Origin of the sequence: Treponema denticola ATCC 35405 (genome assembly GCF_000008185.1) — a bacterium.
Taxonomy (GTDB): domain Bacteria; phylum Spirochaetota; class Spirochaetia; order Treponematales; family Treponemataceae; genus Treponema_B; species Treponema_B denticola.
The window spans coordinates 2,651,983-2,678,268 of record NC_002967.9; the positions used below are offsets into that span (position 1 = coordinate 2,651,983).

25 protein-coding genes and 1 pseudogene are annotated in these 26,286 nt (G+C 42.6%); 15 read left to right on the forward strand and 11 right to left on the reverse strand.

The features are described from left to right. The first annotated feature begins 137 nt into the window (after window positions 1-137). From TDE_RS12300 to TDE_RS12310, 3 genes are read left to right on the forward strand one after another with little or no spacing between them, the layout of a single operon-like run. On the forward strand, window positions 138-2,357 hold the full coding sequence (locus TDE_RS12300) for a hypothetical protein (protein WP_010957276.1): 2,220 nt from the start codon (window positions 138-140) through the stop codon (window positions 2,355-2,357). Next, window positions 2,338-3,537 carry a M15 family metallopeptidase gene (locus TDE_RS12305; RefSeq protein WP_002680616.1) on the forward strand — a complete coding sequence of 400 codons (1,200 nt, stop codon included), beginning with the start codon at window positions 2,338-2,340 and terminating at the stop codon, window positions 3,535-3,537. The genes TDE_RS12300 and TDE_RS12305 overlap by 20 nt, the downstream gene beginning before the upstream one ends. Then, entirely contained in the window at window positions 3,530-3,934 is a 405-nt protein-coding gene (locus TDE_RS12310) for a Holliday junction resolvase-like protein (RefSeq protein ID WP_002680619.1), read from the forward strand. The genes TDE_RS12305 and TDE_RS12310 overlap by 8 nt, the downstream gene beginning before the upstream one ends. A gap of 191 nt (window positions 3,935-4,125) precedes the next feature. On the opposite strand, the gene TDE_RS12315 is transcribed toward TDE_RS12310, so the two are convergent. From TDE_RS12315 to TDE_RS12330, 4 genes are read right to left on the reverse strand one after another with little or no spacing between them, the layout of a single operon-like run. Beyond that, window positions 4,126-5,241, reverse strand: a complete 1,116-nt coding sequence (locus TDE_RS12315) for an FAD:protein FMN transferase (RefSeq protein WP_002680621.1) — start codon at window positions 5,239-5,241, stop codon at window positions 4,126-4,128. Between the two features lie 12 nt (window positions 5,242-5,253). Then, window positions 5,254-5,775 carry a signal peptidase II gene (lspA, locus tag TDE_RS12320; protein WP_002680623.1) on the reverse strand — a complete coding sequence of 174 codons (522 nt, stop codon included), beginning with the start codon at window positions 5,773-5,775 and terminating at the stop codon, window positions 5,254-5,256. A gap of 12 nt (window positions 5,776-5,787) precedes the next feature. Beyond that, complete coding sequence (locus TDE_RS12325; protein WP_002667217.1) at window positions 5,788-6,447, reverse strand: Crp/Fnr family transcriptional regulator; 660 nt, start codon at window positions 6,445-6,447, stop codon at window positions 5,788-5,790. Window positions 6,448-6,450: 3 nt separating this feature from the next. Then, complete coding sequence (locus TDE_RS12330) at window positions 6,451-7,452, reverse strand: cyclic nucleotide-binding domain-containing protein (protein WP_002673627.1); 1,002 nt, start codon at window positions 7,450-7,452, stop codon at window positions 6,451-6,453. 97 nt (window positions 7,453-7,549) lie between these two features. On the opposite strand from TDE_RS12330, the gene TDE_RS12335 reads away from it, so the two are divergent. From TDE_RS12335 to TDE_RS12345, 3 genes and pseudogenes are all read left to right on the forward strand, one after another. After that, the gene (locus TDE_RS12335) at window positions 7,550-8,425 is read left to right on the forward strand and encodes a PHP domain-containing protein (protein WP_002680625.1); all 876 of its coding nucleotides are present in this window, start codon (window positions 7,550-7,552) and stop codon (window positions 8,423-8,425) included. Between the two features lie 12 nt (window positions 8,426-8,437). Further along, the gene (locus TDE_RS12340) at window positions 8,438-9,652 is read left to right on the forward strand and encodes a class I SAM-dependent RNA methyltransferase (protein WP_002680626.1); all 1,215 of its coding nucleotides are present in this window, start codon (window positions 8,438-8,440) and stop codon (window positions 9,650-9,652) included. Between the two features lie 43 nt (window positions 9,653-9,695). Beyond that, window positions 9,696-10,091: pseudogene (locus tag TDE_RS12345) on the forward strand (alpha/beta hydrolase); the annotation flags it as partial. 194 nt (window positions 10,092-10,285) lie between these two features. On the opposite strand, the gene TDE_RS12355 reads toward TDE_RS12345, so the two are convergent. The 6 genes from TDE_RS12355 to TDE_RS12380 form a co-directional block, all read right to left on the reverse strand. Next, window positions 10,286-11,698, reverse strand: coding sequence for an ABC transporter ATP-binding protein (locus TDE_RS12355; protein ID WP_002680630.1), 1,413 nt, complete (start codon window positions 11,696-11,698; stop codon window positions 10,286-10,288). After that, complete coding sequence (locus TDE_RS12360) at window positions 11,692-12,333, reverse strand: energy-coupling factor transporter transmembrane component T (protein WP_245522464.1); 642 nt, start codon at window positions 12,331-12,333, stop codon at window positions 11,692-11,694. The genes TDE_RS12355 and TDE_RS12360 overlap by 7 nt, the downstream gene beginning before the upstream one ends. A 95-nt stretch (window positions 12,334-12,428) precedes the next feature. Further along, entirely contained in the window at window positions 12,429-13,013 is a 585-nt protein-coding gene (locus TDE_RS12365) for an MptD family putative ECF transporter S component (protein ID WP_002680633.1), read from the reverse strand. A gap of 19 nt (window positions 13,014-13,032) precedes the next feature. Continuing rightward, window positions 13,033-14,772 carry an ABC transporter ATP-binding protein gene (locus TDE_RS12370; protein WP_002680643.1) on the reverse strand — a complete coding sequence of 580 codons (1,740 nt, stop codon included), beginning with the start codon at window positions 14,770-14,772 and terminating at the stop codon, window positions 13,033-13,035. Beyond that, on the reverse strand, window positions 14,765-16,510 hold the full coding sequence (locus TDE_RS12375) for an ABC transporter ATP-binding protein (RefSeq protein WP_002680646.1): 1,746 nt from the start codon (window positions 16,508-16,510) through the stop codon (window positions 14,765-14,767). Before TDE_RS12375 ends, TDE_RS12370 begins: the two co-directional genes overlap by 8 nt. A 129-nt stretch (window positions 16,511-16,639) precedes the next feature. After that, on the reverse strand, window positions 16,640-17,248 hold the full coding sequence (locus TDE_RS12380; RefSeq protein WP_002680648.1) for a TetR/AcrR family transcriptional regulator: 609 nt from the start codon (window positions 17,246-17,248) through the stop codon (window positions 16,640-16,642). Window positions 17,249-17,486: 238 nt separating this feature from the next. On the opposite strand from TDE_RS12380, the gene TDE_RS12385 reads away from it, so the two are divergent. The 8 genes from TDE_RS12385 (at window position 17,487) to TDE_RS12420 (ending at window position 24,827) form a co-directional block, all read left to right on the forward strand. Beyond that, a complete protein-coding gene (locus tag TDE_RS12385; protein WP_002680650.1) occupies window positions 17,487-19,040 on the forward strand; it encodes an ABC transporter substrate-binding protein in 1,554 nt (517 codons plus the stop codon). Then, window positions 19,037-19,990: an ABC transporter permease gene (locus tag TDE_RS12390; RefSeq protein ID WP_002680651.1), complete on the forward strand. Its 954-nt coding sequence runs from the start codon at window positions 19,037-19,039 to the stop codon at window positions 19,988-19,990. Before TDE_RS12385 ends, TDE_RS12390 begins: the two co-directional genes overlap by 4 nt. Before the next feature lie 53 nt (window positions 19,991-20,043). Further along, window positions 20,044-20,811, forward strand: coding sequence for an ABC transporter permease (locus TDE_RS12395; protein ID WP_245522427.1), 768 nt, complete (start codon window positions 20,044-20,046; stop codon window positions 20,809-20,811). Then, the gene (locus TDE_RS12400) at window positions 20,808-22,502 is read left to right on the forward strand and encodes an ABC transporter ATP-binding protein (RefSeq protein ID WP_002680653.1); all 1,695 of its coding nucleotides are present in this window, start codon (window positions 20,808-20,810) and stop codon (window positions 22,500-22,502) included. Before TDE_RS12395 ends, TDE_RS12400 begins: the two co-directional genes overlap by 4 nt. A gap of 14 nt (window positions 22,503-22,516) precedes the next feature. Then, a complete protein-coding gene (locus TDE_RS12405; protein ID WP_002680654.1) occupies window positions 22,517-22,780 on the forward strand; it encodes a hypothetical protein in 264 nt (87 codons plus the stop codon). Between the two features lie 2 nt (window positions 22,781-22,782). Further along, window positions 22,783-23,589, forward strand: a complete 807-nt coding sequence (locus tag TDE_RS12410) for a class I SAM-dependent methyltransferase (protein WP_002680656.1) — start codon at window positions 22,783-22,785, stop codon at window positions 23,587-23,589. A 21-nt stretch (window positions 23,590-23,610) separates the two neighbouring features. Next, window positions 23,611-24,111 (forward strand): GNAT family N-acetyltransferase, encoded by a 501-nt coding sequence (locus TDE_RS12415; protein ID WP_002680658.1) that lies wholly within the window; start codon window positions 23,611-23,613, stop codon window positions 24,109-24,111. A gap of 116 nt (window positions 24,112-24,227) precedes the next feature. Next, entirely contained in the window at window positions 24,228-24,827 is a 600-nt protein-coding gene (locus tag TDE_RS12420; RefSeq protein ID WP_002680661.1) for a hypothetical protein, read from the forward strand. Between the two features lie 72 nt (window positions 24,828-24,899). Here the strand turns inward: TDE_RS12420 and TDE_RS12425 are convergent, their stop codons facing one another. Further along, on the reverse strand, window positions 24,900-25,472 hold the full coding sequence (locus tag TDE_RS12425) for a 2'-5' RNA ligase family protein (protein WP_002680663.1): 573 nt from the start codon (window positions 25,470-25,472) through the stop codon (window positions 24,900-24,902). 121 nt (window positions 25,473-25,593) lie between these two features. On the opposite strand from TDE_RS12425, the gene TDE_RS12430 reads away from it, so the two are divergent. Further along, window positions 25,594-26,277, forward strand: coding sequence for a DUF5714 domain-containing protein (locus TDE_RS12430; protein WP_002673563.1), 684 nt, complete (start codon window positions 25,594-25,596; stop codon window positions 26,275-26,277). Window positions 26,278-26,286 lie beyond the last annotated feature (9 nt).

Sequence of the window (26,286 nt, forward strand, 5' to 3'; positions counted from 1 at the left end):
TCCATAATGTATAAAGACTTGTAAAAATACGCCGATACTGTAATGAGGTATAATTAATTCCGCCTTAGAATTTAGCATATTGTAGAGGGTTTACTAATCCTTTATAAATATGATAAAATAGGTATTGGAGATTTAAGTTGCGCACAAGTTTAAAAGTTTTTATAAGTTTAGTTATCTCTCTAGCCGTATTTTCGGGTCTTTTATATTTAACGGCCTCAGATTATGAATCTTTTACGGAAACGAAAATATATAAACCTTCCATATTACGGCATATCAATGAAAACCTAAAAGAGATTGAAAAAACTTTTATAGCTTGGAATGAAGAAAACACCGAGTTATTTAAAAATTTCCTTCGTGAAGAAGCATTAATGTCAGCAGTAAAGCAGGATCAAGACCAATCCGACATAGAAGCACGAAATAATATCATTTCAAAAATAATATCGACAGTCCCCGGATTTGCAGGATTGCGGATAATCGATTCACAATATCAAAAAATTCACTTTAGTACCTTTCCGGAAGACATTCTAAGCAAGACAAACTCAATGCTTTCATATAAAAGGTACAACGATGCAGGCAATTTAATTCCATACCAACATATAGCATCTGCAGACAAGTCGGAAGTAAAAATCACGGCTTCAACAGCTTTTGATGTGATTCTATATTGTTTGCCTTTTTATGATACCTATGATGTATATAGGGGAACGGCTGTTTTTTATATCTCAGGGAACAGCTTTTTATATCATTTGGTTTCAGAAAACATCCTTTCAATCAGCGACGGTTTAGCCCTCCTCGCCGACGAATCCCATACCATAATCGGGCTTTTGACGGGTAACCATAATGTTGTTTCTCCGGAATTAAAGGAAGCCGTTCTCAATGACTGGGAAAGGTTACCTCAAAATGTACGCATAATAGGCCTTGAAGGCGAGGATCGCTGGGTTCTTATTACAAAAAAATCCGATTTTGGTTATGTAGGCCGGATAACCGAAAAAGATGTTTTTATGTTCCCCATGACCGTTAAGTATTTTTTGGTATTTACGGTTTTTGTGACAATATTTTTAATGTCCTTTTTATTATTAAATATAAAAAGAAACCGCTTATTTATTGCTCAAAATAAAATTCAGGCGCTGCATTGGTCAATTCTAAAAAACTATTTAAAAACATCTCAAAACGAAAATTGGGCAGAGCTGCAAAAAGAACTTGAGTATCATCGGCATGAAGTAAATGCAGAAATAAAAAAAGGATTAGGGAAAAAAATTCTTGAAACTAAGGGAAAAGAAATAGATGATCTCTTACAAAATAGTTGGCAGGAAATATTTGATATTATAAACAAAACCTCAAGAAACAAATCTCTTACCCAAGATCTAAAAAATATAAAAGCTGAAGAGCTTATAAATCTTTTGATGGAGGCGGTCAAAGCTCAAAAGGATGTTTCCGATAAGCCAAAACCGGCCGCTGAGGTCAAGGAAGTCGATAAAGTTGTCAAAGAACCCGATGAAGCAGAAGAAGCTGAGACTGTAGAAGAACTCGATGAAATAGAAGAAGCTGATGCCGTCGAAGAACTCGGCGAAATAGAAGAAGCTGATGCCGTCGAAGAACTCGGCGAAATAGAAGAAGCTGAAGCCGTAGAAGATCTCGATGAAGTCGAAGACGCTGAGCCTGTCGAAGAGCTCGATGAAGCAGAAGAAGCTGAAACCGTAGAAGAGCTCGATGAAGTAGACGAAGCTGAGCCTGTCGAAGAGCTCGATGAAGTAGAAGACGCTGAAGCCGTAGAAGAACTCAGCGAAGTAGACGAAGCTGAGCCTGTCGAAGAGCTCGGCGAAATAGAGGAAGCTGAAACCGTCGAAGAACTCAGCAAAGTAGACGAAGCTGAGCCTGTCGAAGAGCTCGATGAAGTAGAAGACGCTGAAGCTGTAGAAGATCTCGATGAAATAGAAGACGCCGATGCCCTCGAAGAGCTTAGCGAAGTAGACGATGCTGAGACTGTAGAAGAACTCAGCGAAATAGAAGATATAGATGACCCAATGCTCCGTTTAAATGATTTAGGATATACTATCTCAGGTTTGGATTTTTCCGAACTTGATGTTCCTATTTCGGAATTGGAAAAGGCAGAAGCTAAAAAGGTTGAATACATTACCGAAGATTATAGCCCTATACGTTCAATGTGGGGAAAGTATGACGAAAGCCCAATCTTGGGTACTCTGGATGTAGTAGGAGAAAGTGAGCCTGTGCCTTTGCTTGATATAAACGAAGAGCAAACAATAGTAAACGAGGACGGAGTATTTATTATCCGTAAAACGGAACCGATAAAACCTGAAAATAAAGATTTTAAGGCTCTTGTTGACTCAGTACTTAGATAGCACCAAAATGCAAACAGTTTTAAACAATTTTAAACAACTTCTTTTTATTTTATTTTTTATAGGCAATTTAAGCATTGTCCCATGCGAAAACAGAGACAAACTTGCTGCCTTCAATGTTAATCTTGATAATCCATGGCTTAGTTTAAAAGCCATTCAAACGGCCTATCCTGACCTTGTAAAGAATATTTCCTTTGATTCGGAATTAAACGATTGGTTTATAACGATAAGAAATCAAAATTTGTATTGGGCAGATGGAAGACTTTTACCAAAAAAAGATATTCAAAATCGGCAAAAATGGGCTCCCATAATTTCTTACTTTTATTCCGATGAGGTACAAAACCCTAAAGACTTTTCTGAAGAACTTATATCGGCATTAAAACCGGAGAGTCTAATAAAGAATAGAAAAGCTGCCCCTCCCCCAAATTACACTTTTTTTATGCTTTTATTCAACGGAAAAAACCGCAACGAGATTATAAAACAAATACGCCGCTCCCGTTTCTTGGGGTATGATGTATGGGTCCATCAGCGAGTTGTAGAGCCTTTAAGGCGTGTTCAAACAAAAATATACGAAGCCCAAAAAACAAACACAGAAGTTAAAAAATTTTTAAAAGAACTAAACCAGTGTTGGAGTTTTAATTGGAGGGTTATAGCAGATTCCGGTAAACTGAGCAACCACAGCTGGGGATCGGCTATCGATCTTTTACCGGCAAACTACAAGACTAAAAAAATCTATTGGTTTTGGGAAGCTGCCCGTAATGATTATTGGATGAAAATAATGCCTTACAGAAGATGGATACCTCCTAAGGCCGTAATAGAAGCCTTTGAAAGCGAAGGTTTTATCTGGGGCGGAAAGTGGACGCTCTGGGATAATATGCACTTTGAATACCGTCCCGAACTCCTATATATTAGAAATTTTGTTCTAAAGGCGGAATTTAATGAATTTATAGCGCAGGATACACAAGGTCTATATCAAACACCTCAAATTGAACCGGAGAAACAAATATCTCAACGACTTGCCGATATTTTTAAAATGGCAGAATTGATAAAATTTACTTCATCCTTTTCTCATAATATACTATCTTTTTACGGTATCAGCGCAACGGAGGAGGATAAATTTGAAAAAGAAGAAAATATAGAAGAGCCGCAGGAACCCAAATATTTGGAGGAAATGATTGATTAAAATTGCTTTAGGGATATCTATAATTCTAATATTCTTTTTACTCGGTTTGGTCATCGGAAAATACAAGGAAAGGAGTTTAAATCTAAAAAGGGTAAATGAAGCAAGAAAAGATGCCGTAAAACGATCCAGGGCCGTATTAAACGGGCAACTTTCAGAGCAGCTTGCTCCCTTTTTCCCCGATTTTCCTGCAAATCCCACAGAAATACGCTTTATAGGTCAGCCTGTAGACTACATTGCCTTTAACGGTGCTTCCCAAGGAACTATTACCGATATAAGCTTTATAGAAATAAAAACAGGCTCAGCAGCTTTGAGTCCTGTTGAACGAGCTTTAAAAGATGCTATCGAAAAAAAGAAAATAAAATATATAGAATATAGAGCAGATCTTAATAAAAAATAGATATTTTAGATTAAACCGCATAAAAATGCAATAAAATGAATAAAAATACATATTTTTCTTAAAAACACTTGACAATTTTTATTTAATTTGATAAATTATGACTACACACAGAAAAGATACACATACTACTTCAAAAGAACCCCCGTATCCTCCTTTCGGGGGTTCTTTTCTTTTTTTGAGCGAAATTTAATCTACTTTTTTATAAAAAAATTCTGATCGATAATTTCAACAGAAATCTCATCATTCCCAAAAACGGAAATGGAATTATCTTTATAAAATAAAATGCAGGCGGGCATTTTAGGCTTACCTATAAGGGGAAAATCCACCGTTATCAATTTTTGTAAAAGAGCCCTTGTTTTTTCTTCTCCCAAAACATAGCTTGATGTAGAAAGAGCATCGGCAAGGGTAGAGCTTTCACTTACAATGGAAGAAGCATTTAAGCTGTTTTGTACAGGATAACCAGTCTTTGAATCGAAGATATGATGATAAATTATCCCGTCTTTTTCTATAAATCTTTCATAGTTGCCTGATGTTACAAGTGAAGCATCTTGAAGATTCATACTTACAACAGGGTTTTGTTTTCCTATTATCGGATTCCGTAAAGCAGTCTTCCAAGTTTTTCCCGACGGATTTTTACCGGAAACCAGGATATTTCCGCCAAGGTCTATTAGAAAATCTTTTATACCATGCTCTAAAAGTATTTTTGCAATTTTATCGGCGGCATAGCCTTTTGCAATCCCGCCAAGGTCCAACCTCATACCTTCTTTTTGTAAAAAGGCCTTATTTCCCTCACTTAGGATTATGTTTTTATAGTCTAAAAGCGGCAGAACCTCTTTAATGTCCTCAGGTGAAGGAACGGACTCATTTTCAAAGCCTATATTCCAAAGTTTTACCAAGGGGCCGATAGCCGGATTAAAGGCGCCATCGGTAAGCTCTGCCATCATAAGGGAAATTTGCAAAAGCTCGTATAATTCATGGGAAACCTCTAAAGGAGAAAGCCCAGCCTCTTTGTTTAAGCGCTCAAGTTCCGACTCGTTTGCAGTAGTCAGACCTTTTAGATTATTATTTTCTGCGGAAATCTTATCGGTGTTTGCATTAAAAATTGAATCAAGTTTTATCAGCTCGGCATATACCTTTTCCAAAACTTCTTCCGCTTTTTTTTGAGGCTCGGAGGTAAGGATGCGGACTCTGCAAACAGTTCCAATAGACAACCATGTTTTAGAATATTCTTTTATTGCCGGCCGGCACGAAAAAGCTAAAAGGATGTAAAAGGCTAAAAATAAGAGAAAGATAGATTTTTTAAACATAATGGCTCCGGTTTAGCTGTCTTTAAGTTTTTTTTGTTTGATACCCTGTAAAATTAAATTTACACCAAGCCCTATTCCGCAGCAAACGATAAAGGAATCGGCAGCGTTAAAGGTCGGCCAGCGCTCCATTCCCAAAATGCCGAAAAATTTTACATCGATAAAATCCACAACACCTTCAGATCTAAAAAAACGGTCTATAAGGTTTCCAAAGCCTCCGCCCAGTATTCCGCATATAAACCATCTTTGAGCCCTTGTCAATTCAGCAGACTTTAGATATGCTCCGGTAAGAGCTATCAAGAGTAAAAACGGTAAAAAAACCAACAATATCTTTCTTGCAATTTCTCCAAAACCGGCTCCAAGACTAAAGGCCGCGCCGGTATTGTATACAAACCTCAAATTTACAAGGTCTCCTATCACCGGAATTACCTCATTCACGGACATATATTGTACAACCAAAATTTTAGTAACTTGGTCTACAACAATAACTATTGCAGTAAGCAAAAAAGGAAGATAATAATCTTTTTTATTGTTCACAAGGATCCTGCCTTATAATACATATAGATTTTGCTCTTTTGAGCGGCGAGTATTAACATAACGGGTTAAGTCGGTCATGTTTTGTACTATAATTCTATCGTCATAGACGGAAATTCTGCCCTGATCTATAAATTTCCGCATATTGTCTTCGGTTTCTTCTTTTGAAAGACCGGCCCAGCGGGCAACCTCTTCAATTGTCGTATCAAAGGAGCGCATCTCAGTACTGCGGTCAAGATTGGGCTGGGTTTCATCCAGCATTAAGAAAACATCTGCAATTCTTGCAGGCCTGTCTTCGATGGTTAAAATCATAAACCTGCGTCTTTGGGCATAGATTCGCCTTACAAAGGTCTTTAAAAGCCTCATAGCAATGGCCGGATTTCCCTTCATCAAAATTTCAAAGTTTTCTTTATTGAATTCGAGGGCCATCACATCGTCATAGGCTATAGCCGAAGCTGAACGGGGAGAGTTATCCAAAATGGCCATCTCACCGAAGATTTCACCGGGCTGTAAAATGTCAAGATTTTTTTCAAATCCGTTGATAATTTTTATAAGCTGAACACGGCCAGACTGTATCAAATAGAATGATGAACCGGGTTCAAATTCTGCAAATATAAGAGAGCCTTTAGGAAAGCTTTTTGCAAATCTTGAAAATGAAGAAAAAAGATCCGACATAGTTTATGCTCCTTGCAGCCGGCTGCTGCATTCCTTTTGAAGTTCCCGAATTTTTCCGATTATATCGGCGCCTGACAAGATGGCAGCCTTATCAAAAAAGGCAATCGCCTTATCGGGTCTTTCCATATCCATATAACACATACCCAAATACATAAGGGCATCTCCTATCTTTGAAGACTTGGGATGCTGGGAAATAAAGCCCGTTAAAAGCTGTAAACAGCGTACATATTCTTTTTGAGAGTGCAAACTCTTTCCCGCCCCGATATAGGCATTATCGGTAATCTCATCTCCCGCCCCTGCTTCGATTACGGCATGATATTGATCATAGGCAGCTTCAAATTCTCCCTTTTCAAAAAGATCTTCAGCCTTATTATACGCAAGATGAACAGTGCCGTCAGTAACCGCAGCCGGTTTTTCGTGATGAGCAAGAACGGCATCATTATTGTGTCCTTCTGCATTTCCAAAAGAACGGCCTGCAACTTCCGCCGTACTTCTAACAATCTGATCTACTTGTGAAATATACTTTCCGTTAGGATAAATAGCCTTATACCTTGTCCCAACCTGTCCTGCCGCCTTATAATGTTGGGAAGAATAAAAGGCATTCATAACATTAAAAAGCCCTTCTTCAGGGTTTTTTTCTTCTTCGCTGTCTAAAAGAGAGGCTAACTGCTTATGAATAGTCCTAAGCTGGCGGGAAAAAACCTTTATCATCTGTAAGATAATGCGGGTATTCGTCTGTGCAAAGGCTTCAAATTCTTTGCTTGTAAAAGAATAAACTATGGAGTCGGTTAGAACCATGGCGCTTTCTTCTCTTGGATAATTGCCCAATGCGGACTTTACTCCAAAAAATTCTCCGGTCTTTATATAGTCGGTAACCTGTTCTCCGGTTTCAATGTCTATAGATGTAAGAGCTATGCTGCCCGTGTTCAAAAGAAAGACACGTTCATCAAAGTCTCCCGAGAAATAAACTACTGAATTTGCCTTGTAATTAATAGCCTTAGGCATTACGGCCTCCCAATACAAAACTTGCGTTCTATTATTCTAGCATATTTTTTAAGAAAAACCTAGCCCTTCTTTGTTTTTTTTGATATAATCTTTTTCTATGGTGGACTTACACACTCATTCAACGGCATCGGACGGCACCTTTACCCCTGCGGAACTTGCCGCAGCCGTTAAAAAGGCGGGTATTTCAGCCTTTGCCTTAACCGATCACGATATTTTAAGCGGACTCGATGAAGCTGCTGCAGAAGCTAAAAGGCAGGGTATTATTTTTATACGCGGGGTTGAGATAAGCGTTAAATGGAGCCCCGGAGAGCTCCATTTATTGGGCCTTGATTTGCGTAAAGATTCCCGTGAGCTTAACTCGCTCTTACAGGACCTGCAGGATGAAAGGATAAACAGAAATCAAAGAATGGCCGAAAAATTAAAAAAAGCCGGCTTTGATATTTCATACGAAAAGGTGAGAGATTTTGCGGGCGGCGATAAGGGCTTGGGACGGCCTCATTTTGCAGCCTACATGGCAGCTCATAAAATGGTCAAAAAAAATCAGGATGCCTTCGATAAGTATTTTGCAAAGGGAAGGCCTTTTTTTGAAGAAAAAGAAAATGCAGAACTTGCAGCGGCAATTTCTGCCGTAAAATCAGCAGGAGGAATTCCCGTTTTGGCTCATCCCATGTCCCTGTATTTGTCTTGGTCTTCCCTTCCCGATGTTATAGCCGATTTTAAAAGGCAGGGCCTTGTCGGGCTTGAAGCTTGGAATTCTTCGACAAAATACAATGATTGTAAAAGGCTTGAAAAACTGGCTGCATCCCTCGATATGCCTGTAACTGCCGGAAGCGATTTTCACGGCTCAATCCGAAAGGACAGAAAACTCGGAACAACTTCAAAAAACTGTATAAAGATTGAAGACAGGTTTTACGAAAATTTACGAGCCCTCCATCCCGACCTTCCGCCTCTGCAAGATAGTCAGGCTCATTAGAAGATAAAAATTATGCAAAAAGAGATCGTAAAAACAAAAAAAATGGTTTTCGGTGCTTCATGTATAGCTTCCTTAAAAGACGGCAAAACCGTTTTTGTTCCCTATTCTCTTCCCGATGAGGTTTTGGAAATTTCCATCGTAAAAGAACATAAAAATTATACCGAGGGAAAAATCGAAAAAATTTTAGAAGTCTCGCCCCACAGGGTAGAACCTAGGTGTCCACACTTTTATGTTTGCGGAGGCTGCAACCTCCAAACAGCTGATGACGAATACCAGCATTTTTTAAGAAAAAGCATGGCCCTTGAAGCCCTCGATAGAGCCTTGAGTTTAAATAAGGAAAAAGCTGTTTTTGAAAAGCAAGCTCTTGAAAAGAGCTTTTTTGAAAAAAGTATTTTTGTAAGCGGCCCGGACTGGGATTATAGAGCCCGCTTTCAGTTTTACATTGACAAGGACGGTTCTCTTTCTTTAAAAGAAAATAAAAGTTCCGGTTCGGTAAAGATAAAGGATTGCCCTATTGCAGTACCCGCAATAAGAAATCTTTTAAAATCGAATTTAAAAGAATATACTCCGAATTCGAGAATCCACATTTTTTCGGACGGAGAAAAAATTTTTACCCAAGATAATGCAAAAGACTGCGAGGTAAGGCTTGCAGGAAAAAGGATTAAATTTAATCCCTTGGGCTTTTTTCAATCTAATTTGGAAATGACCGAAAAACTGATAAACACGATTTTTGAGTACGCAGAAATTTCAAGTTCTGTTTTGGACTTTTATTCCGGTGTGGGAACATTTTCTCTCTTTGCTTATGATCAGGCAAAAGAGATTCATCTTGTAGAACATAATAAACACGCTCTCGCTTATGCCCAAGAAAATTTTTTGATAAACAGCTCATCAAGCGGAATTGTCAGAGAAAAAAAAGAAAACGGATTTCCTAAAATTTTTTATCATGCCTTGGACGGAAAAAATTGGGCAAAAACAAAAGAATCAAAGCTGAAATTCGATACGGTATTTGTAGACCCTCCGAGGATCGGCATAGACAAGGAAGCCCTGTCTTGGCTTTGCTCAAGCGGTACCCGTCAGATTTTTTATATCTCCTGCGACCCCGTAACCTTCGCCCGCGACACGGCAAGTCTCCTTGTATCCGGCTACAAGTTAGAAAAGCATTTTCTATTCGATTTTTATCCTCAAACCCATCACATCGAAACACTGGGGATTTTTAGGAAAAATTAATTCTCAAGCGTTCCCTTAATATAAATAGTCAGAGGTATTTTATATGAAAAATGCAGTTGTATATATACACGGAAAAGGCGGTTCGGCCGACGAAGCGCTTTACTATAAAAAGTTTTTTAATGACGATTATGAGGTTTTAGGCTTTGATTATAAATCGGAATTACCTTGGCAGGCATGTGAAGAATTTCAAAACTATTTTGATTCCCTTATTCCAAATTATAATGAAATCTTATTAATTGCAAACAGTATAGGGGCTTACTTTTCTATGTTGGCCTTATCGGAAAAACCGATCAAAAAAGCACTGTTTGTTTCTCCCATTGTCGATATGGAAAATATCATTTTACACATGATGAAACGGGCAAAGATATCCGAAGAAGAACTTAGACTAAAAAAAGTCATCAACATTCAGTTCGGCGAACCCTCATCGTGGAAATATCTTTATACACCTGTTACGCCTCGATGAGTTCACGGATTGAATGCTGCCCATTTTCCATCTGGGTTTTAGACTGCTCCAAAACTTTTATATTGTTTTACGAATAAAAAACAATGCTTCTATGAAAACAATAACACTGTTTCCGTTTTGCTTCAGCAACAACATTATTCACAGGGGCAGCCCAAAATAGCCGTCTCCCGCTATACGGTTATACGCCTCGTGCAGCAGGCGCGGATAAGTTCGCTGTCGTGGGTTACAACAAGAATTGTTGTGCCCATCGATCGAAGTTTTTCCAGCAACGCGGCGGTTTCTTTCATGTGCGCATAATCAAGGCCGCTGGTCGGTTCGTCAAGAAGCAGTAACTCCCGCCCGGATGCAAGGGCGCAGGCAATGGCGAGCCGCTGTTTTTGTCCGCCGGAAAGGCTCTGCGGATGACGATCGGCAAAGTCCGCCAAATCAAGATTTCTTATGATTTCCATTGCCGTTTCTTTCTCGTTTGCTGTTCCTTTTTTCAGGCTGATAAGCACCTCATCCAGTACACTTTCTGTAAAAAGCTGATTGCCGGTATCTTGCATAACCATAAAACAAAGCTTCTTTCGAGATTTGCTGTCGTAAAGTTTTCCCTCATACTCCAAGGTACCTTTACACCGTTTTTCCAGTCCGCATAAACAATTGAGAAAGCTGGTCTTGCCTGCGCCGTTTGCTCCCACGATTGCCGTAATTTGCCCTGCAGCGATTTGCAGCATTGGAATATCCACAATGTTCTTTTTTTCGCCGTGATAGGCAAAGTGGAAATTTCGCAGTGTGATTGGTCTGTCTCCCTCTCGGAAAGAATCCATTTGCATTTCCGCAGGAGATTCCATCACGGTTGTACGAAGCCCCATTTGTGTAAGCTGATTTTGTGTGAGCTCCTCTTTCCCGTTTCCGGTAAATTCTTCGACAATCTCTCCGTCACGCAGAACTACAGCGCGATCAATGATGTCCCACAGGTATGCAATGCGATGCTCCGCCGCGATAATGGTTTTTCCCTCTGCCTTCCAGCGCAGGATAAGCTCTCGAAGCATCAGCGTTGCAGTATAGTCAAGATTTGCAGACGGCTCATCGAGCAGTATGATTTTCGGTTCGGATACATTTACGGAAGCGCAGGCTATTTTTTGTTTTTCGCCGTCAGACAGGCGGAAGATATTGCGATCCATCAAAGAAGCCATACGGAAATGAGCAACGGTACGGTCGATTCTGGTATAGATTTCCTGTTCAGGCAGCCCTCTGTTTTCACATCCGAATGCAAGTTCCCCCGTGGTATCGACATTGTAAAACTGGGTTCTGGGATTTTGGAAAACGGTGCCTATGATGAGTGCGGTATCATAGAGCTCACGCTCCTTAACACTGCCGCCGTCAATGAGGATATCCCCACTGAGCGCTCCGGGATAGAAGTGCGGAATCAGACCGTTTATAAGCCGCAATATCGTTGTCTTTCCGCACCCTGACGGGCCCGTCAAAAGGACGCATTCTCCCGTTTTTACCGTCAGATCGATACTTTTCAAACTACTCGCATACTTGCACTCAACATTTTCGGAGCCGTAACGAAAACTGACATTTTTAAGTTCTACCATAACGCTACTCTGCAAAGCTCCAAAATCCACATGACAACAACGGCGAGGCAGATAATCAGCAATATCAAATCCTGCACTCGAAATCCGATACGGCAGATGTTAGTACGCTTTATCGGAGAGCCCAATCCGCGTGTCAACGCAGCGGCAGACAGGTCTTCTCCGATACGGACGGTTGAAGTTATCATAGGAACCAGTTGGTACTCCACAACCTCTCCGGGTCTTACACCGCCTAACCGGATTCCTCGCATACCCATCGCTCGTCTGATGGATTTCCATTCCGCTCCAATGGTCGGAAACATCCTGAACATCACCGACATGGGAATGGTGATTGCTTGAGGAATATGAAGCCGCTCCATAGCGGAGATAAATTCACTAACGGATGTTGTTCCAATCAAATATCCGCCCATAACTACCGTAACTGCAAAGCGCGTTAAAATTCCTCCGCACATTAAAGCAATGAAATTCAGCAGTCCCGGCAAATGCGGCATAGCGATCAGCAGCCCATAACCGACCGCAAGCATAATAACCCCGCGTCCAAACCGTTTCCACTGCCGCTCTATGAGCAGCAATAAAAACGGAAGAACCGACAAGATTATCTTAATCGATTTCATTTGAGAGCCGCCAAGTCCGCCCATAACAAATACCGCTAAAACAAGCACGAGCGCAAGCTTTGTGCGAGGATCAAGAAAGCCGCGCCTTTTTTCTTGCGATAGTGCGGATGAGTATGCTATCACACAAGACCCGCTTTCTCAAAATGCTTTTTCAAAAGAGCCTTGCCAAGAAGACCTCCGAGAATTCCGCAGACTAAACAAACAGCCAGTAGTACCGGTGCCATCCAGAGGGGCATAAGTTTTGAAACCGCATCAATATATGCCTGACCATAATCCGCTCTCTGTGCAAAGTATCCCTCGTAGTCCGTAAACAGCGGTAAGTAATTTCCGAAAATCCACACACTGAACAGTCCATAAGAGAGAACCGCTTTTTTGGCGTTCTTGTATTCTCCGCTCTTAAAACACAGTTCCGCAAGTCCTCCTGCGATTGCGCAGATAAGGAGCGGCCACGGTCCCATACCGGTAAGCAGCATTAAGATTCCCATAATCATAGCCATGATAAAAATCATTCCGGGCTTTTTCACCTTCGTTAAAAAAAGCATAAAAGGAATACCGCCTATAATCGGTACAAATACCGACAGAAGCGGTAAGAATATCGGTATCATGCCCAACATTGCAACCGCAAATAAAATGACAAAGTAAATTGCGCTGTAGATTCCGATGTTAATCAAATCCCGACCTTTCAGTTTGCTTTCGCTTTTCATTTAAAATTCCTCCATATAATTATTTATGTACCTTCCAGCTTGCAGCTTCGCGCCTCTCGCCGATAAAGTTTCGGTATATGCCGTCCTGATCCATCAGTTGGGTATGGGTGCCCTGCTGTACAATCTTGCCGCGGTCTACGACGATGATCTGATCGGCTCCCTCAACGGTTTTCAGCCGATGGGCTATCATGATGACGGTCTTTTCGGCGGTGAGCGCCTGGATGGCGTGCACCAGTTCGTTTTCGTTTTCGGGATCGACGTTGGCGGTTGCCTCATCCAAAAAGATGACCGGTGCGTTTTTCATCATAGCGCGGGCAATGGAGATGCGCTGCTTTTCGCCGCCGGAAAGACTTGCGCCGCCTTCGCCGACTACCGTATCGTATCCTTGGGGAAGGCTTGAGATAAAGTCATGGCAGCAGGCCTTTTTTGCCGCAGCGATCACATCCTCCATCGCAGCATCGGGCTGACCAAAGCGGATATTGTTGGCGATGGTGTCGTGGAATAAATAAACCGACTGGAACACAAAACTGAAATTCGCCATCAAGGAATCCATATCGTAATCCTTCACATTCCGGCCGCCCAGCATAACGGTTCCCCCGTCTACATCCCAGAACCGTGCAAGCAGATTTACCAAGGTGGTTTTTCCTCCGCCCGAAGGGCCGACAATTGCCGTCGTGGTTTTTTCCGGAATTTTCAATGAAATGCCGTCGATGATCTTTCGCTTCTCATAAGAAAACGCGATATCCTGCGCAACAATATCACGCACTGCCGGTTCAATCGTTTCTCCGGATATATCCATCTGCGGCGTGTTCAGAATTTCCTGCGCCCGGTCAACGCTCATATCAACCACGCGCAGTAGTGACGAATATTGTCCTGCCGTTTCCAGACTCGTGTAGATGATAAATGCGGAGATTACCATGACAACGGCAGTCAAGGCGTCCATGCTTCCGGCACAATAAAATACGCATGAAAAAGCTACCATTGCCACACCGGTAAGCTTGGCGATAAAACTCTGCAATGCTATGCGGGGAACCAGTGTCATTTCCATGTCGATATTGATCTTACAGTTTTCCGAGATGGACTCATTCAATTCCCTGCTCTTAACTCCCGTCAACCGGTAAGCCTTAACCTCGGTCATACCCTGCAAGTATTCCAGAACTTTTTCTACGAGCCTTTCATCTGCGCGTATCTTTTTTCCCGATACCTTTTCGGAAGCAATCCGGAGACGGCTGTTTGCAAAAAGAAACAGCGAAAAACCGCAAAGCAGCACACAGGCGATTCTCCAGTCGAAGAAAAACAACATGATGACAATAAGCGAGGTTGTAAGCAAGCCGTCGCAGACAAGCATTACCACACGGGTTGCAATATTTTCAAGGCTTTCCATTATGTTAGTTGTGATAGACGTAATCTGCCCGAGGCTGTTGGCATTAAAGTATCCCATCGGAAGATACCGCATGTGCTCCGCAATCTCTACCCGTTTTTTCGCACAGGTGTCATAGCCCCCTTCGGTCTGCAACATAACGGCTTTTGATTTTAATAATCCCGATCCGGCAATGCTGATCAGCATAATCCCTAACGAGAGCAGGATATCCTTTGTTTCTACCGTTCCGTTCATCAGCGCTCGAATCATCACCGCAATCGCCGGAATCTTTAGCGCCTCAAATAGAGCCTGAATAACATTGAGCCGAATGGAAGTGATGAATTTCCGGCGGTTTTCTTCACCGCAAAACGCAAAAAACTTTCTAATAACTTTAAGCATGATCTTTCACCTCCATATGTGCATTCCACATCGTTTCATATAAGCCGTGATGAGAAAGAAGCTCATCATGGGTTCCGCTGTCTGCAACGGTGCCGTCTTTAATGACATAAATACAATCCGCAGAGGAGACCGTCGAAAGCCGGTGCGCAATCACGATGAGCGTCTTCCCCTCCGTCAGCTTAGAGATAGAGCGCTGAATAACCGCTTCGTTTTCAGGATCGGTGTAGGCGGTTGCCTCATCCAAAATGATAATAGGTGCCGCTTTCAGCATTGCTCTTGCAATGGAGATACGCTGCCGCTCACCGCCGGAAAGATGCCCGCCGGAAGTGCCTACCACGGTATCGTAACCGTGCTCCAGTTCCAAAATGAATTCATGGCAACCGCTTTGTCTTGCCGCTTCCTCCACTTCCGCATCCGTTGCATCCGCTCGCCCAATGCGGATATTTTCTCTGACCGTCATATTGAATAGATAATTATCCTGCGAGACAAAGGCGATCTTATCCGAATAGGCCTCTTGCGGAATTTCACGAATGTCCGTATCCTCCAGCAAAATTTTCCCGCTGCTCACATCCCAGAGCGAAGCGATAAGGCGCGCAATGGTACTCTTTCCGCTGCCGGAAGGACCGACCAGCGCAATAAAGCTGCCCTCCGGGATTTCCATAGAAATGCCATGAAGCACTTCCTTTTCCTTATACGAAAAACGAACATCCTGCAGCTTCAATGTGTTTTCTTTTGGAATAGCTCCGTCTAACGGGCGCTCCATTTCGGGAGCATACAGAATACTTTGAACTTCACCGAAGATGGTTCCCATGGTTCGAAAGTCGTCCGAATAACTCATCAAGGTTATAAGCGGTGTGATGATGCCGACGGACAGAATAATAATTGTTACGAGATTCTGCGGAGAAAGATATCCTCCCTTTACCAAAAGACCGCCGATGGGGAGCACGGAAACCATTGTAGCGGGCATGATTACCGTGGCGAATGTAAAGGTGAGAATACAGGAGCGCATCCAATCGATATAGCTGTGAGCGGCTTCATAGGCGTCATGCACGAAGCGGTCGTAGGAACTTTTTGTATTCCCGAAAACCTTGATGACTTGAATACCGCCGATATATTCAACCGCCGTATCATTGAGCGCCTTTGTGGCTGTAACCGTGCGTTGATAGAATTGAGGACTGCCCTTCATCATAAGACCGTAACAGAAAAAGCCCACCGGTATCGTTGCAAGAGAAGCCAGCCCCATACGCCAGTCAATGGTAAAAATATAGATCAAAATGATGACGGGGATCAGTAAATTTGCGGTGAACTCCGGAACGATATGCGCCAGTGTTGTTTCAATGCTGTCGATACGTTCGATGAGTATATTTTTGAGCGCTCCGGAACTTTGCTCCAACACCGCACCCAGAGGCATTCTTGTCAGTTTTTCCGTGCATCGTTTTCGGATTTCCCCGAGCACTGCAAACGTTGCTCTATGACTTGTCGATGTGCTAAGCGCATGAAACAGTACACGGCAAAACCAAAACGCTGCAATAATCAGACAACGTATCATATAATACGAAAGGTCTTTGTTTCCGCTCATCAAACCGTGTACGATGCCGGCAACAACAAAATACGGTGCGATGGAAAAGGCCACACCGATGACTGCGAGGATAACACTCAGAACATATTGCCCCTTGTGTTCCCCTGTTTGTCCCAACGCCCACGCGATAGGCGAAGGACTTTTTTCTTTTTCCTTCATAAGCAAACTTCCTTTTGTTAGCTAACAAATAATAGTTAGCGTTAGCTAACATTTATGTAAAGTCATCGCCCATTCTTATAAACAAAGACAGGCGATGAGCCTTTTAACGCTATTCAATTATACAAGTTATTAAAACCCGAACAACTGCTTCCAACCCGGAACAAAGAATGCCTCCACCGCTTTCAGACAATGTAATGCTTCTTCCAAACTGTAATTATGTATAACCGGCTCAAAAAGAGCGGTCGTATATGCCGAAAGCAGAAGATGCAGCTCCTTTGAATCGATGTCTTTCACGGCGTATCCTTGAGCTTTCAACATCGGCAGATATTTTAAAAGCTGCGTTTGCTGCCCCTCTGTAAGATCGTGAAGGAAATGCTCGTACTTACTCCCCCGCGATTTTGCCAGTAATAGATGATATTCCTCCATATTCGGATAGATTATCTCGCGCATCATATCGATTTCAGAATCCCGCCACTGTATATGCTTTTCCTTCTGTACTGCCTCTGCGTAACGTGCAACATGTGCATCCAGCCAAGCATTTATGCGGTCCACTGCAGGAGCGACAATTTGATCAAAGAGATCTTCTTTATCTACACAATGCCGATATATTCCCGCAGCCGTCATACCGCAGCGTTTGCTGATACTTCGCATGGAGGACTTATCAAAGCCCTTCTCCATAAATTCGGCTTTTGCTGCGGCTATAATTTTTATATGATTGGCGGTTTTGTCCCTCGGCATAAGTCTCCTCTTTTTGTATACAGCGTTAGCTAACACATGTAAATATACAACTAATCCGTTTTGTTGTCAAGACGGTGAGGGAAAAGTCGCAAACAAACCCGGCATTACAAAACCCAATAGCACGCGTACAAATTCACAAAAAACCGGTTCTCAAAACTACTTGACAATCTAGTGTATAATGTACTAACATGCAGCAAGAAGTTAGCTATTATTAACTTATTTAATATTCGGAGGCTTTATGCTAAACAAAACGATACGTGCACTGGGACTGTGCGCTTTATGTGTAGTGCTGACGGTTTCGTGCAGCAAGGAGAAAACTGCGGATATGCAGAGTCCTGCCGCCAAAAAAGATGCAGATATTGTGCTGAGAGAAGCAGGCGGAGATTTCGGCTATCCGAACCCGTTTAGGCATCAAAACCGCGGGCCGGGCTTTTTCAAAATGGAATTGATTTACGATTCGCTTTTGGAAAAGGATGAAAAAGGCCTTATCCCGTGGCTTGCAAAGGAATGGTCTGTGAGCGAAGACGGACAAACCTATACGTTCACGATTGTCGATAATGCAACGTGGCATGACGGAAAACCGCTGACGTCGGAGGACGTTGCGTTCACGGTTAAGTATTTTGAAGCACACCCGCCGATGCGCGGAGGCTTGATTCTGCACGGTAAGTATCTGATGGATTCCGTTACAGTCAACGGCAATACGGTTACGATTCACATTCCGGAATATACGCCGACCGCGTTGGAAAAAATCGGCAGTATGCGCATCATTCCCAAGCATGTCTGGGAAAATATCGAGGATCCTGCAAAATTTTCCGGTGAAGGCGATGTGGTCGGATCCGGTCCGTATAAATTGGTTTCCTATCAGAGCGAACAGGGTGCCTATAAAATGGTGCGGTTTGACGAATTTTGGGGATTAAAACCCGCCGTTGCCGCAATCGAATGGATTCCCGTTAGCGACAACATCTTGGCATTTAATAACGAAGAAATCGATATTACCAACCTGCCTGCAGACCTTGTAAAAAATTACGAAAACAACAGCGAATTCAAAGTGGTTAAGAATTTCGGCTTACACGATTTCCGTTTCTATTTCAATTTTGATAAGATTCCTGCGTTCCGTGACAAAGAGGTTCGTCAGGCAATCGCGTATGCCATAGACCGTAATGAACTAATCGAAAAGCTTGAACGCGGTTCGGGACTGGAAGGCAGTCAAGGCTATCTGCACCCTGCGCACCCGATGTACAACCCCAATCTTCCTAAGTATGAGTTCAACCCTGAAAAGGCAAAGGAGCTGATGAAGGGTAAAAAGATTTCAGCACAGTTAACCGTGGGCAGTTCGCCCAAAGAGGTAAAGATGGCGGAGTTGATTAAAATCAGATTGGCGGATATCGGGATTACGCTGGATGTTGTCAGTGTCGACTCTAAAGCGCGGGACGGCATGATCCGGGATAAGACCTATCAGACTGCGATTGTGGAATCGGGCGGTATGGGCGGTGATGCGGATATGCTGCGGGAAATTTATTCCTCCAAAACGAAGAAGCCGCACCTTGCAGGATATGCAAACGCACAGTTGGATGATCTTTTATACCGGCAATCTATAGAACGGAATGCGGAAACACGGAAGCAGCTGATATATTCCATTCAGGAAATTTTAGCGGATGAAATTCCCATGTTGCTGCTCTACGGAAAAATCGATAATACGGTGTACCGTCCGGCAAAATACGACCGATGGACGGTGAGGTACGATCACGCTAAATTGGATCATCCCAAGCTTTCGTATATCATTCGTCCATGAGGATAAAATATGCCGTTTTATTCTTTGCGTTAATTACGGCTCATTTTTTTCTTCCCCGCTTGATGCGTGCGGACCCCTTTGTGTTTATCTCTTCAGACGGAACGGAGGTTGCAAGCTACAGCGAGGAAGAAATCACTAAATACAAAGCGTATTACGGTTTGGATAAACCGTTGTGGAAGCAATATCTGCATTACTTGGCAGGTATTGCTTCCGGCAATTTAGGCTATAGCATTTATTTTAAGGATACCGTAGTCCGTCTTGTCTTTAAGCGGTTGATATGGACGGCGGGAATTGTATGTGTTTCGCTGCTGTTCAGTTTAGTTCTGGGCCTGTGTTTGGGAAGCCTCAGTGCATGGTTTATAGGTAAACGACTTGACGGTTTTTTGTATCACGCAATGACAGGGCTTTCGGAGATTCCTTCTTTCTTAACGGCGAACGCTATTTTGATGCTTTTTATTATTCGCTGGAGGGTTTTGCCTACATCGGGCGGTATAACGCCGTTTTTACCGCTTAGCTTTACGCTGCCTGTTATTGCCGATATTATAAAACACGCAGTACTCCCTGCGCTGACCTTATCGTTACTTAAAACGCCGGATTTTTATTTTGTAACACGGAGCGCAATGCTGCGGCAGCTGCAAAAAAAATATGTAGAAACCGCGCAGGCAAAATCCTTAGGGGCGTTCACCATTGCGGTAAAACACTGCCTGCCGAATGCGTCAAATCCGATTATTACCCGTTTTTTACTCAGCCTGCAAACGCTGTTTAACGGAGCGCTCATTGTGGAAAATATTTTTAAATATCCGGGCATCGGCAGGCTGATTAGAGATGCCGTCTTTTATCGGGATTATCTTTTGCTGCAAGGTATTTTTTTTATTGTTACCGTGTTTATCTTGTGCATCAGCGCATTGGGAGAAGCGATATACCGGCGAACGGGAAGGAGCGCAGAGTGAAAAATCCTCGAAATACGCTGCCGTATGTACCGTGCTTATTTCTGTTGGCAGTTGTGTGCGCAGCCTGCTTACCGTATTTTCCGTTTTTAAAATCGGGCACCGTACCGAGCGGGCAAGCGCTCTGTCCGCCGTCGTCGGAACACTGGTTCGGCACTGACGACTTAGGCATCGACCTTTTTGCCTCGGTTTGCTATGGGGCAAAAAGCAGCCTGCTTTTATCGGTTGGAAGCGCATTAGTTGCGGCAATCGGCGGCAGTATTATCGGAATGCTTGCAGGTTATGCAGGCGGGGCCGTCGATGCGCTGATCATCAGCATTATCGATTTTTTTATCGGCATTCCCGATCTGCTGCTCATGGTAGTGCTAGGTGTTTTTTTAGGACCGGGATTGGTGAATATTATCTTTGCTATTTCTCTTGTGTCATGGGTAATGCCTGCCAAGATTGTCAGAAGCGAAGTACTGAAAATGAAAACAGAGCCGTATATCCGGCTTTCAAAAGTATACGGTGCGCATTTTTGGCATATCTTTGCGTGGCATTTTTGGAAGCCACTTTTTTCTATTATGCTGGTGAGTGTGATTAAGATTATGAATAAAGCGATTTTGGCGGAAGCCTCTTTAGCGTATTTGGGACTCGGCGATCCGCTATCGAAAAGCTGGGGTATGACTATTACCCGCGCAATGGATTTTCCGAATATTTATCTTACTGATTTTTGGAAGTGGTGGCTCGTGTTTCCGACCGCCGTTATGGTTTGTACCGTGCTTTCCGTTGCTGCAATCGGCAGACGGATGGAGCTGAGCATTGGAGGGCGTACCCGCTCATGATGCCGGAAGAAATACTAAGGGTAGAAAACCTCACGGTAACATACTGCAGCAGTACCGGAGACACAGACAGAGCGGAAGCCGGAATAAGGAATGTCGGTTTTTCGCTCAAGCGGGGCGAACTCTGCGGCATTATCGGGGAATCCGGCGGCGGGAAAAGCACGCTGCTTTCGGCAATTATGGGATTGCTGCAAGAAAAATCCGGCGGCGGGGCTTTCAATGCCGGTAGTGCGGCAGAGGTAACCGGCAAGATTATCTACAACGGCCGTGAGATACAGAACGCCGGAAAAACCGAATGGAAAAATATCCGTTTTAAAGAGATCGGACTGGTATTTCAAAATCAGGACGAACGACTCAACCCTGCACTGACAGTCGGCGAACAAATTACCGAAGTCCTGCGCAAAGAAATAACCGATACCAAGCTATCGGAACAAAAACTCGCAGCGGTACTCCGTTCCGTCGGACTGGAACCGAGTGTAAAAAACCGATATCCGCATGAACTTTCGGGCGGTATGCGGCAGCGGGTATTTATCGCAATGGCAATTTGCCTGCATCCGCCGCTTTTGTTAATCGACGAGCCGACAACCGCGCTGGATCCTGCATCAAAGCAGCAGATATTGCAGCTTTTACGAAACATTCACAGCGAATACGGCACGACAATGCTGATTGTCTCCCATGATCTTGAAGTGATCGAAAGGCTCACCGATAATCTGATGGTACTGCTGCACGGGTATGTCATCGAAAAAGGTAAAACGCAAAACATCTTGGAAGAGGCAAAACACCCGTACACATCTGCGCTGCTGCAATCAAGTACCTATCTTAATCCATGGAAGGATTTGTGGGGTATTAAAGAAGCAGAGGAACGCCGGAGCTGCCCGTTTTACGAGCGGTGTACACAAAAAAGCAGCGAGTGTTTATCCTATACGCCGTATTTGCCGCCGGATTGCAGTGAAGGATGCGCCTGTGCAAAAAACGGCATACAAACCGTTTTAAGCGTCCGGAATCTTTCAAAGACATTTGATACGGGAAAAGAAAAAACAGAGGCCGTCAAAGACTGCTCGCTGCGGGTACGGCACGGAGAAATCGTTGCCCTGCTGGGGAAGTCCGGCTCGGGAAAAACTACCGTACTGCATATTATCGCAGGGCTTTTGAACAAAGATACGGGTTCCATCGTGTTTGAGAATACCGAAATAGAAAAGAACGATTTACTCACACGGGAACACGCTCTGCAAATTGTAGAGCAGGATGCGTTTTCGTCAATGAACACTTCGCTCACCGTACGGGAAATTATCGCCGAACCGTCCGTCATCCGGTATCACAAAAGCGCCGCTGCCTTTACGAAAACCGTGATGAAATATGCAAAGCTGTGCGGTCTCCCTGCCGATGAGGCAATGCTGAACAAAAGGGCACGGGAACTATCCGGCGGGCAGCGACAAAAAACGGCGATTGCACGGGCGCTGTCGATGCAGCCGGTTTTGCTGCTTGCGGATGAAATAAACGCCATGCTTGACGATTCTTCCAAGGTGAATATCATGCGGCTTTTAAAACAGCTGCAATACGAACTCGGTTTTTCGATGCTGTTGGTGACACACGACATCGACCTTGTAAAAAAAGTTGCCGACTATGTGTATCGCATGGAAGCAGGCTGCATCGTAGAAGAAGGCAGCATAAGAAAAGTGTTCGGTAAAAGTTGATAGGGAGTTATGCAGTGAATATTAATCAAAAATCGAAGTTCAAACATTTAACCGCATTTATCTTGGTTATTCTTGCGGAAGACCCGCGTAACCGGCGGGATATAGACACGGAACAGCTGCAGGATTTTCCCGGTTTTACGATCGGCATGTTTACGGTGTATTGCTGCCTCAGAAGTTTGAAAAGAGAAGGCTCGGTAACGATATGGAAAGAAGATATAGAAATCCGCAAACATAATTTTAAAGTATTTTTACAAAAATTTAATGAAAGGAAGATATAATTATGGAACTAACAATGTATGATTTTGAACGGTACATTCAAAAAGACCGGGACGATGCTCATGCCGAGCGCATGTGGGATAATAAAAGTGAAAGCTTTTATAAACGTACCGAAAAAAAACAAAAACAATTTGCCAATGATTTTGTATTTCATCTTATAAAAGACCGGCAGCTGCTCAAAGAGGATTCCAAAGTTTTGGATATCGGCTGCGGGACGGGGCGGCATTTATCGGAGTTTGCCGCATATACTCCGTATCTTACCGGTATCGATATTTCTTCAAAAATGCTTGCATATGCGCAAGAAAAACTACGGCATATCCCGCAAGCAAAACTGATCCATGGAAACTGGATGGACACATTCACAACCGAAAATCAATTCGATTTTGTGTTTGCCTGTATGACACCTGCAATTGCTTCCATCGATAATATAAAACGGATGTGTATGATTTCAAAAAAATACTGCATACTGGAACGGACTGTCTATGAAAAGGATTCCATAGAAGAAGAGATAGAGCAGCTCCTCGGACGGAAGCTCTTTAGATTACCGCATAATGATAAAAACTATGTTTACGGTGTGTGGAATATACTCTGGCTTATGGGCTACTGCCCCGAAGTTCTGGTTGATAAGCAAGTCCGGACCACGAGCCACTCTATCGAAGACTATATGCATGGTACTGAATATAACGATGAAGAAAAAACAGCCGTTATACAGCTTTTAAACACAAAAGCACAAGACGGTATAATAACCGCGGAAGAGTCTGTGGTAAAAGCGATCATCCTGTGGGATACGGAAACAAAACTTAAGGGTTAGCGATGGGAGCAAATTAAATCTATGGATATTCATTTTAACAAACTGACCGAAAAATACAAAAAAGAAACAATCGATATTTTCAATTATTATATCGAACACACAACCGCCGCATACCGATCCGAAAAGGTTGACTACGATTTTTTTAGTGCGCTTGTTGATGAAAATGTTGTCAGTGCATACGCGGTAATGAATAATTCAAACGATGTTATCGGATTTTGCATGCTGGAAAAATATAAAAACATCCGAACATTTAATGAGCTTGGTGATTGCATGTATTTCATCAAATCGGAAATGACCGGAAAAGGTGTAGGAAGGAATATGCTATCACTCATTGAAAATGATGCAAAACAAAACGGAATAAAAAAGCTTGTCGTTGATATATCCGATGAAAATGAAAAAAGTATTGCATTTCATAAGAAGCATGGATTTGTTGAATACGGAAGATTGAAGAACTGTTGGCGGAAATTCGGCAGGAACATCGGAATAGTATATATGTATAAAGACATAGGTACGGCAAAATGAAAAATCGAAAAGGTAAAAAAACAACATGCCGGCTCGTTAAATTTTTATACAAAAAAAGATTTAACGTACTGGAAAAAATGCGGTGATTGTGCTACAGTGCGGTTCGGAGGAAAAATATGGATAACGAAACAAAGCAGGAATTCGGCGAGATTGCGCAAAACATTGCGCCCTACGGAATCATAATGGCGGTTTTCACTTTGTGCTATTCCGTTTGGTTTTGTTTTGCGTGGGGCACGGTCGGCCTGATTTTATTCGCGCTGACCGTCATATACGGTGCATATATCGCTTTTGCGAGCATAAAAAATATTAAACACGCTAAGCGCTTTAAGGTGGTACCGTCCGAAGCGGGAAAAAAGATTGTCAAAAAAATGAGTATCGTAAGCGCGATTACCTATTCGGCGGTTACGGTTTTTGCCGCGACACTTTCGGCTGTTCATCTTGTAAAATTGATTTTCCCTGCCGTAACCCTTATTATCGGCTTGCACTTTATTCCGCTCGGAAAAATCATGAACAGAAAAATCGATTATTTTATCGCGCCTGTTCCGATTGTCTTTTCGCTGGCGGCCTCGTATTTAGCGTTTACGACAACAATGACATGGCTTGAAGTGTACGCCGTGGCAGGAATCGGAGGCGCATTTGCAACGATGATTTACGGAGCATATATGCTGTATGCGTACAAAAAAGTTGTGCGCGAATATCGCATAGAATATCCGTAAAAATACTTGCGCCCGTATTTTCAGGTTTCTTTATACATAGTAAACTCGCAAAAAGGAATCGTTTATGAGAATTTAGACGTATATGGACAATTCCATAGTAACATCGGCTTCCCACCTGTTGGCCTTCCGTTCAAAAATCGTGATGTTATCAACCGGAAAGTCTTCCGCAATATTCAGTTCATTCATAACCTGAAGGGCTTTTGCCGTTACCCCCGGTGGAATATCCCGATTTGAAACGGTGGCATGAGGCTGAAAAGGTCTCCTGTCTTTTTTGGTACAGCCCGGACAGGCGTTCAAAATTGCTTTTACGGTTTCATCACGGAGCCTTGTCCAATTTTCATCTGCAACTACTTTTGCAAAAAGAGTTCTATCTCCAAACGCATCAAAATTATCTATATGAGCCGTAAAACCTAAGCCCTTAGGCAAGACTTCTTTTTCAATCGCTCTTATTAAATCATCGGTTGAATAGTCTTTATGCAATCTGAACGGAGGTATGAGAGTAACATGGATTGGGGTACCATGCCCTGACTTACATCCATAAGCTCTGTTCATATATCGCCGGCAATCTTCAAGACTGAGGCTTATATCCTCCGGCAACAAGACACCTATAAAATGTGTCTGCTGCGGAATGTTGTTTTGTTTCATGTTTGTAATTATAGCATAGAATCACATATCGTTCTATATATTTTTTCTTTAATCTCCTCATTTTGAATCACCCACTCCTACGATACTAGACAATTTATAAAAAACAACTAAAATAATAAATATGAAAGATGAATGTATAGTATGTAAGGCACCGCTGGAGTATCTCGAATATGATGAGATGATGGAGTGCGTACTTTGCCGCAAAAAAGAATTAAGTAAAACCAGATGTGAAAAAGGTCATTATGTATGTAATGAATGTCATACAAAAGGAATGGATTCAATTATAGGCATTTGTTTAAGTGAAAAAAGTAAGAATCCTATTGAAATTATTGAAAAGCTGATGGCTGCACCATTTTGTCATATGCACGGACCTGAACATCATGTGATGGTAGGTTCTGCACTATTGACAGCCTATAAAAATGCAGGCGGAGATATTGATTTGGAACAAGATCTAATTGAGATGCAAAAACGGGGGAAAAGTGTGCCGGGCGGAGTTTGCGGATTTTGGGGAGCCTGCGGCGCAGGAATAAGTACAGGCATGTTTGTTTCCATTATTTCTAAATCTACACCGCTTGAAAATGAGCCGTGGGGACTTTCAAATAAAATGACTTCCAAATCGCTTGAAGCAATAGGAAATATTGGAGGACCAAGATGTTGCAAAAGAGATTCCTATATATCGCTGCTTACGGCTATAGATTTTATTAAAGAAATTTTTAATATAAATATGGAAAAATCTGAAATACATTGTACTCACTACACAAAGAACAATCAATGTATAGGTGCTAGATGTCCATTCAGAAACTAGATGGGATTT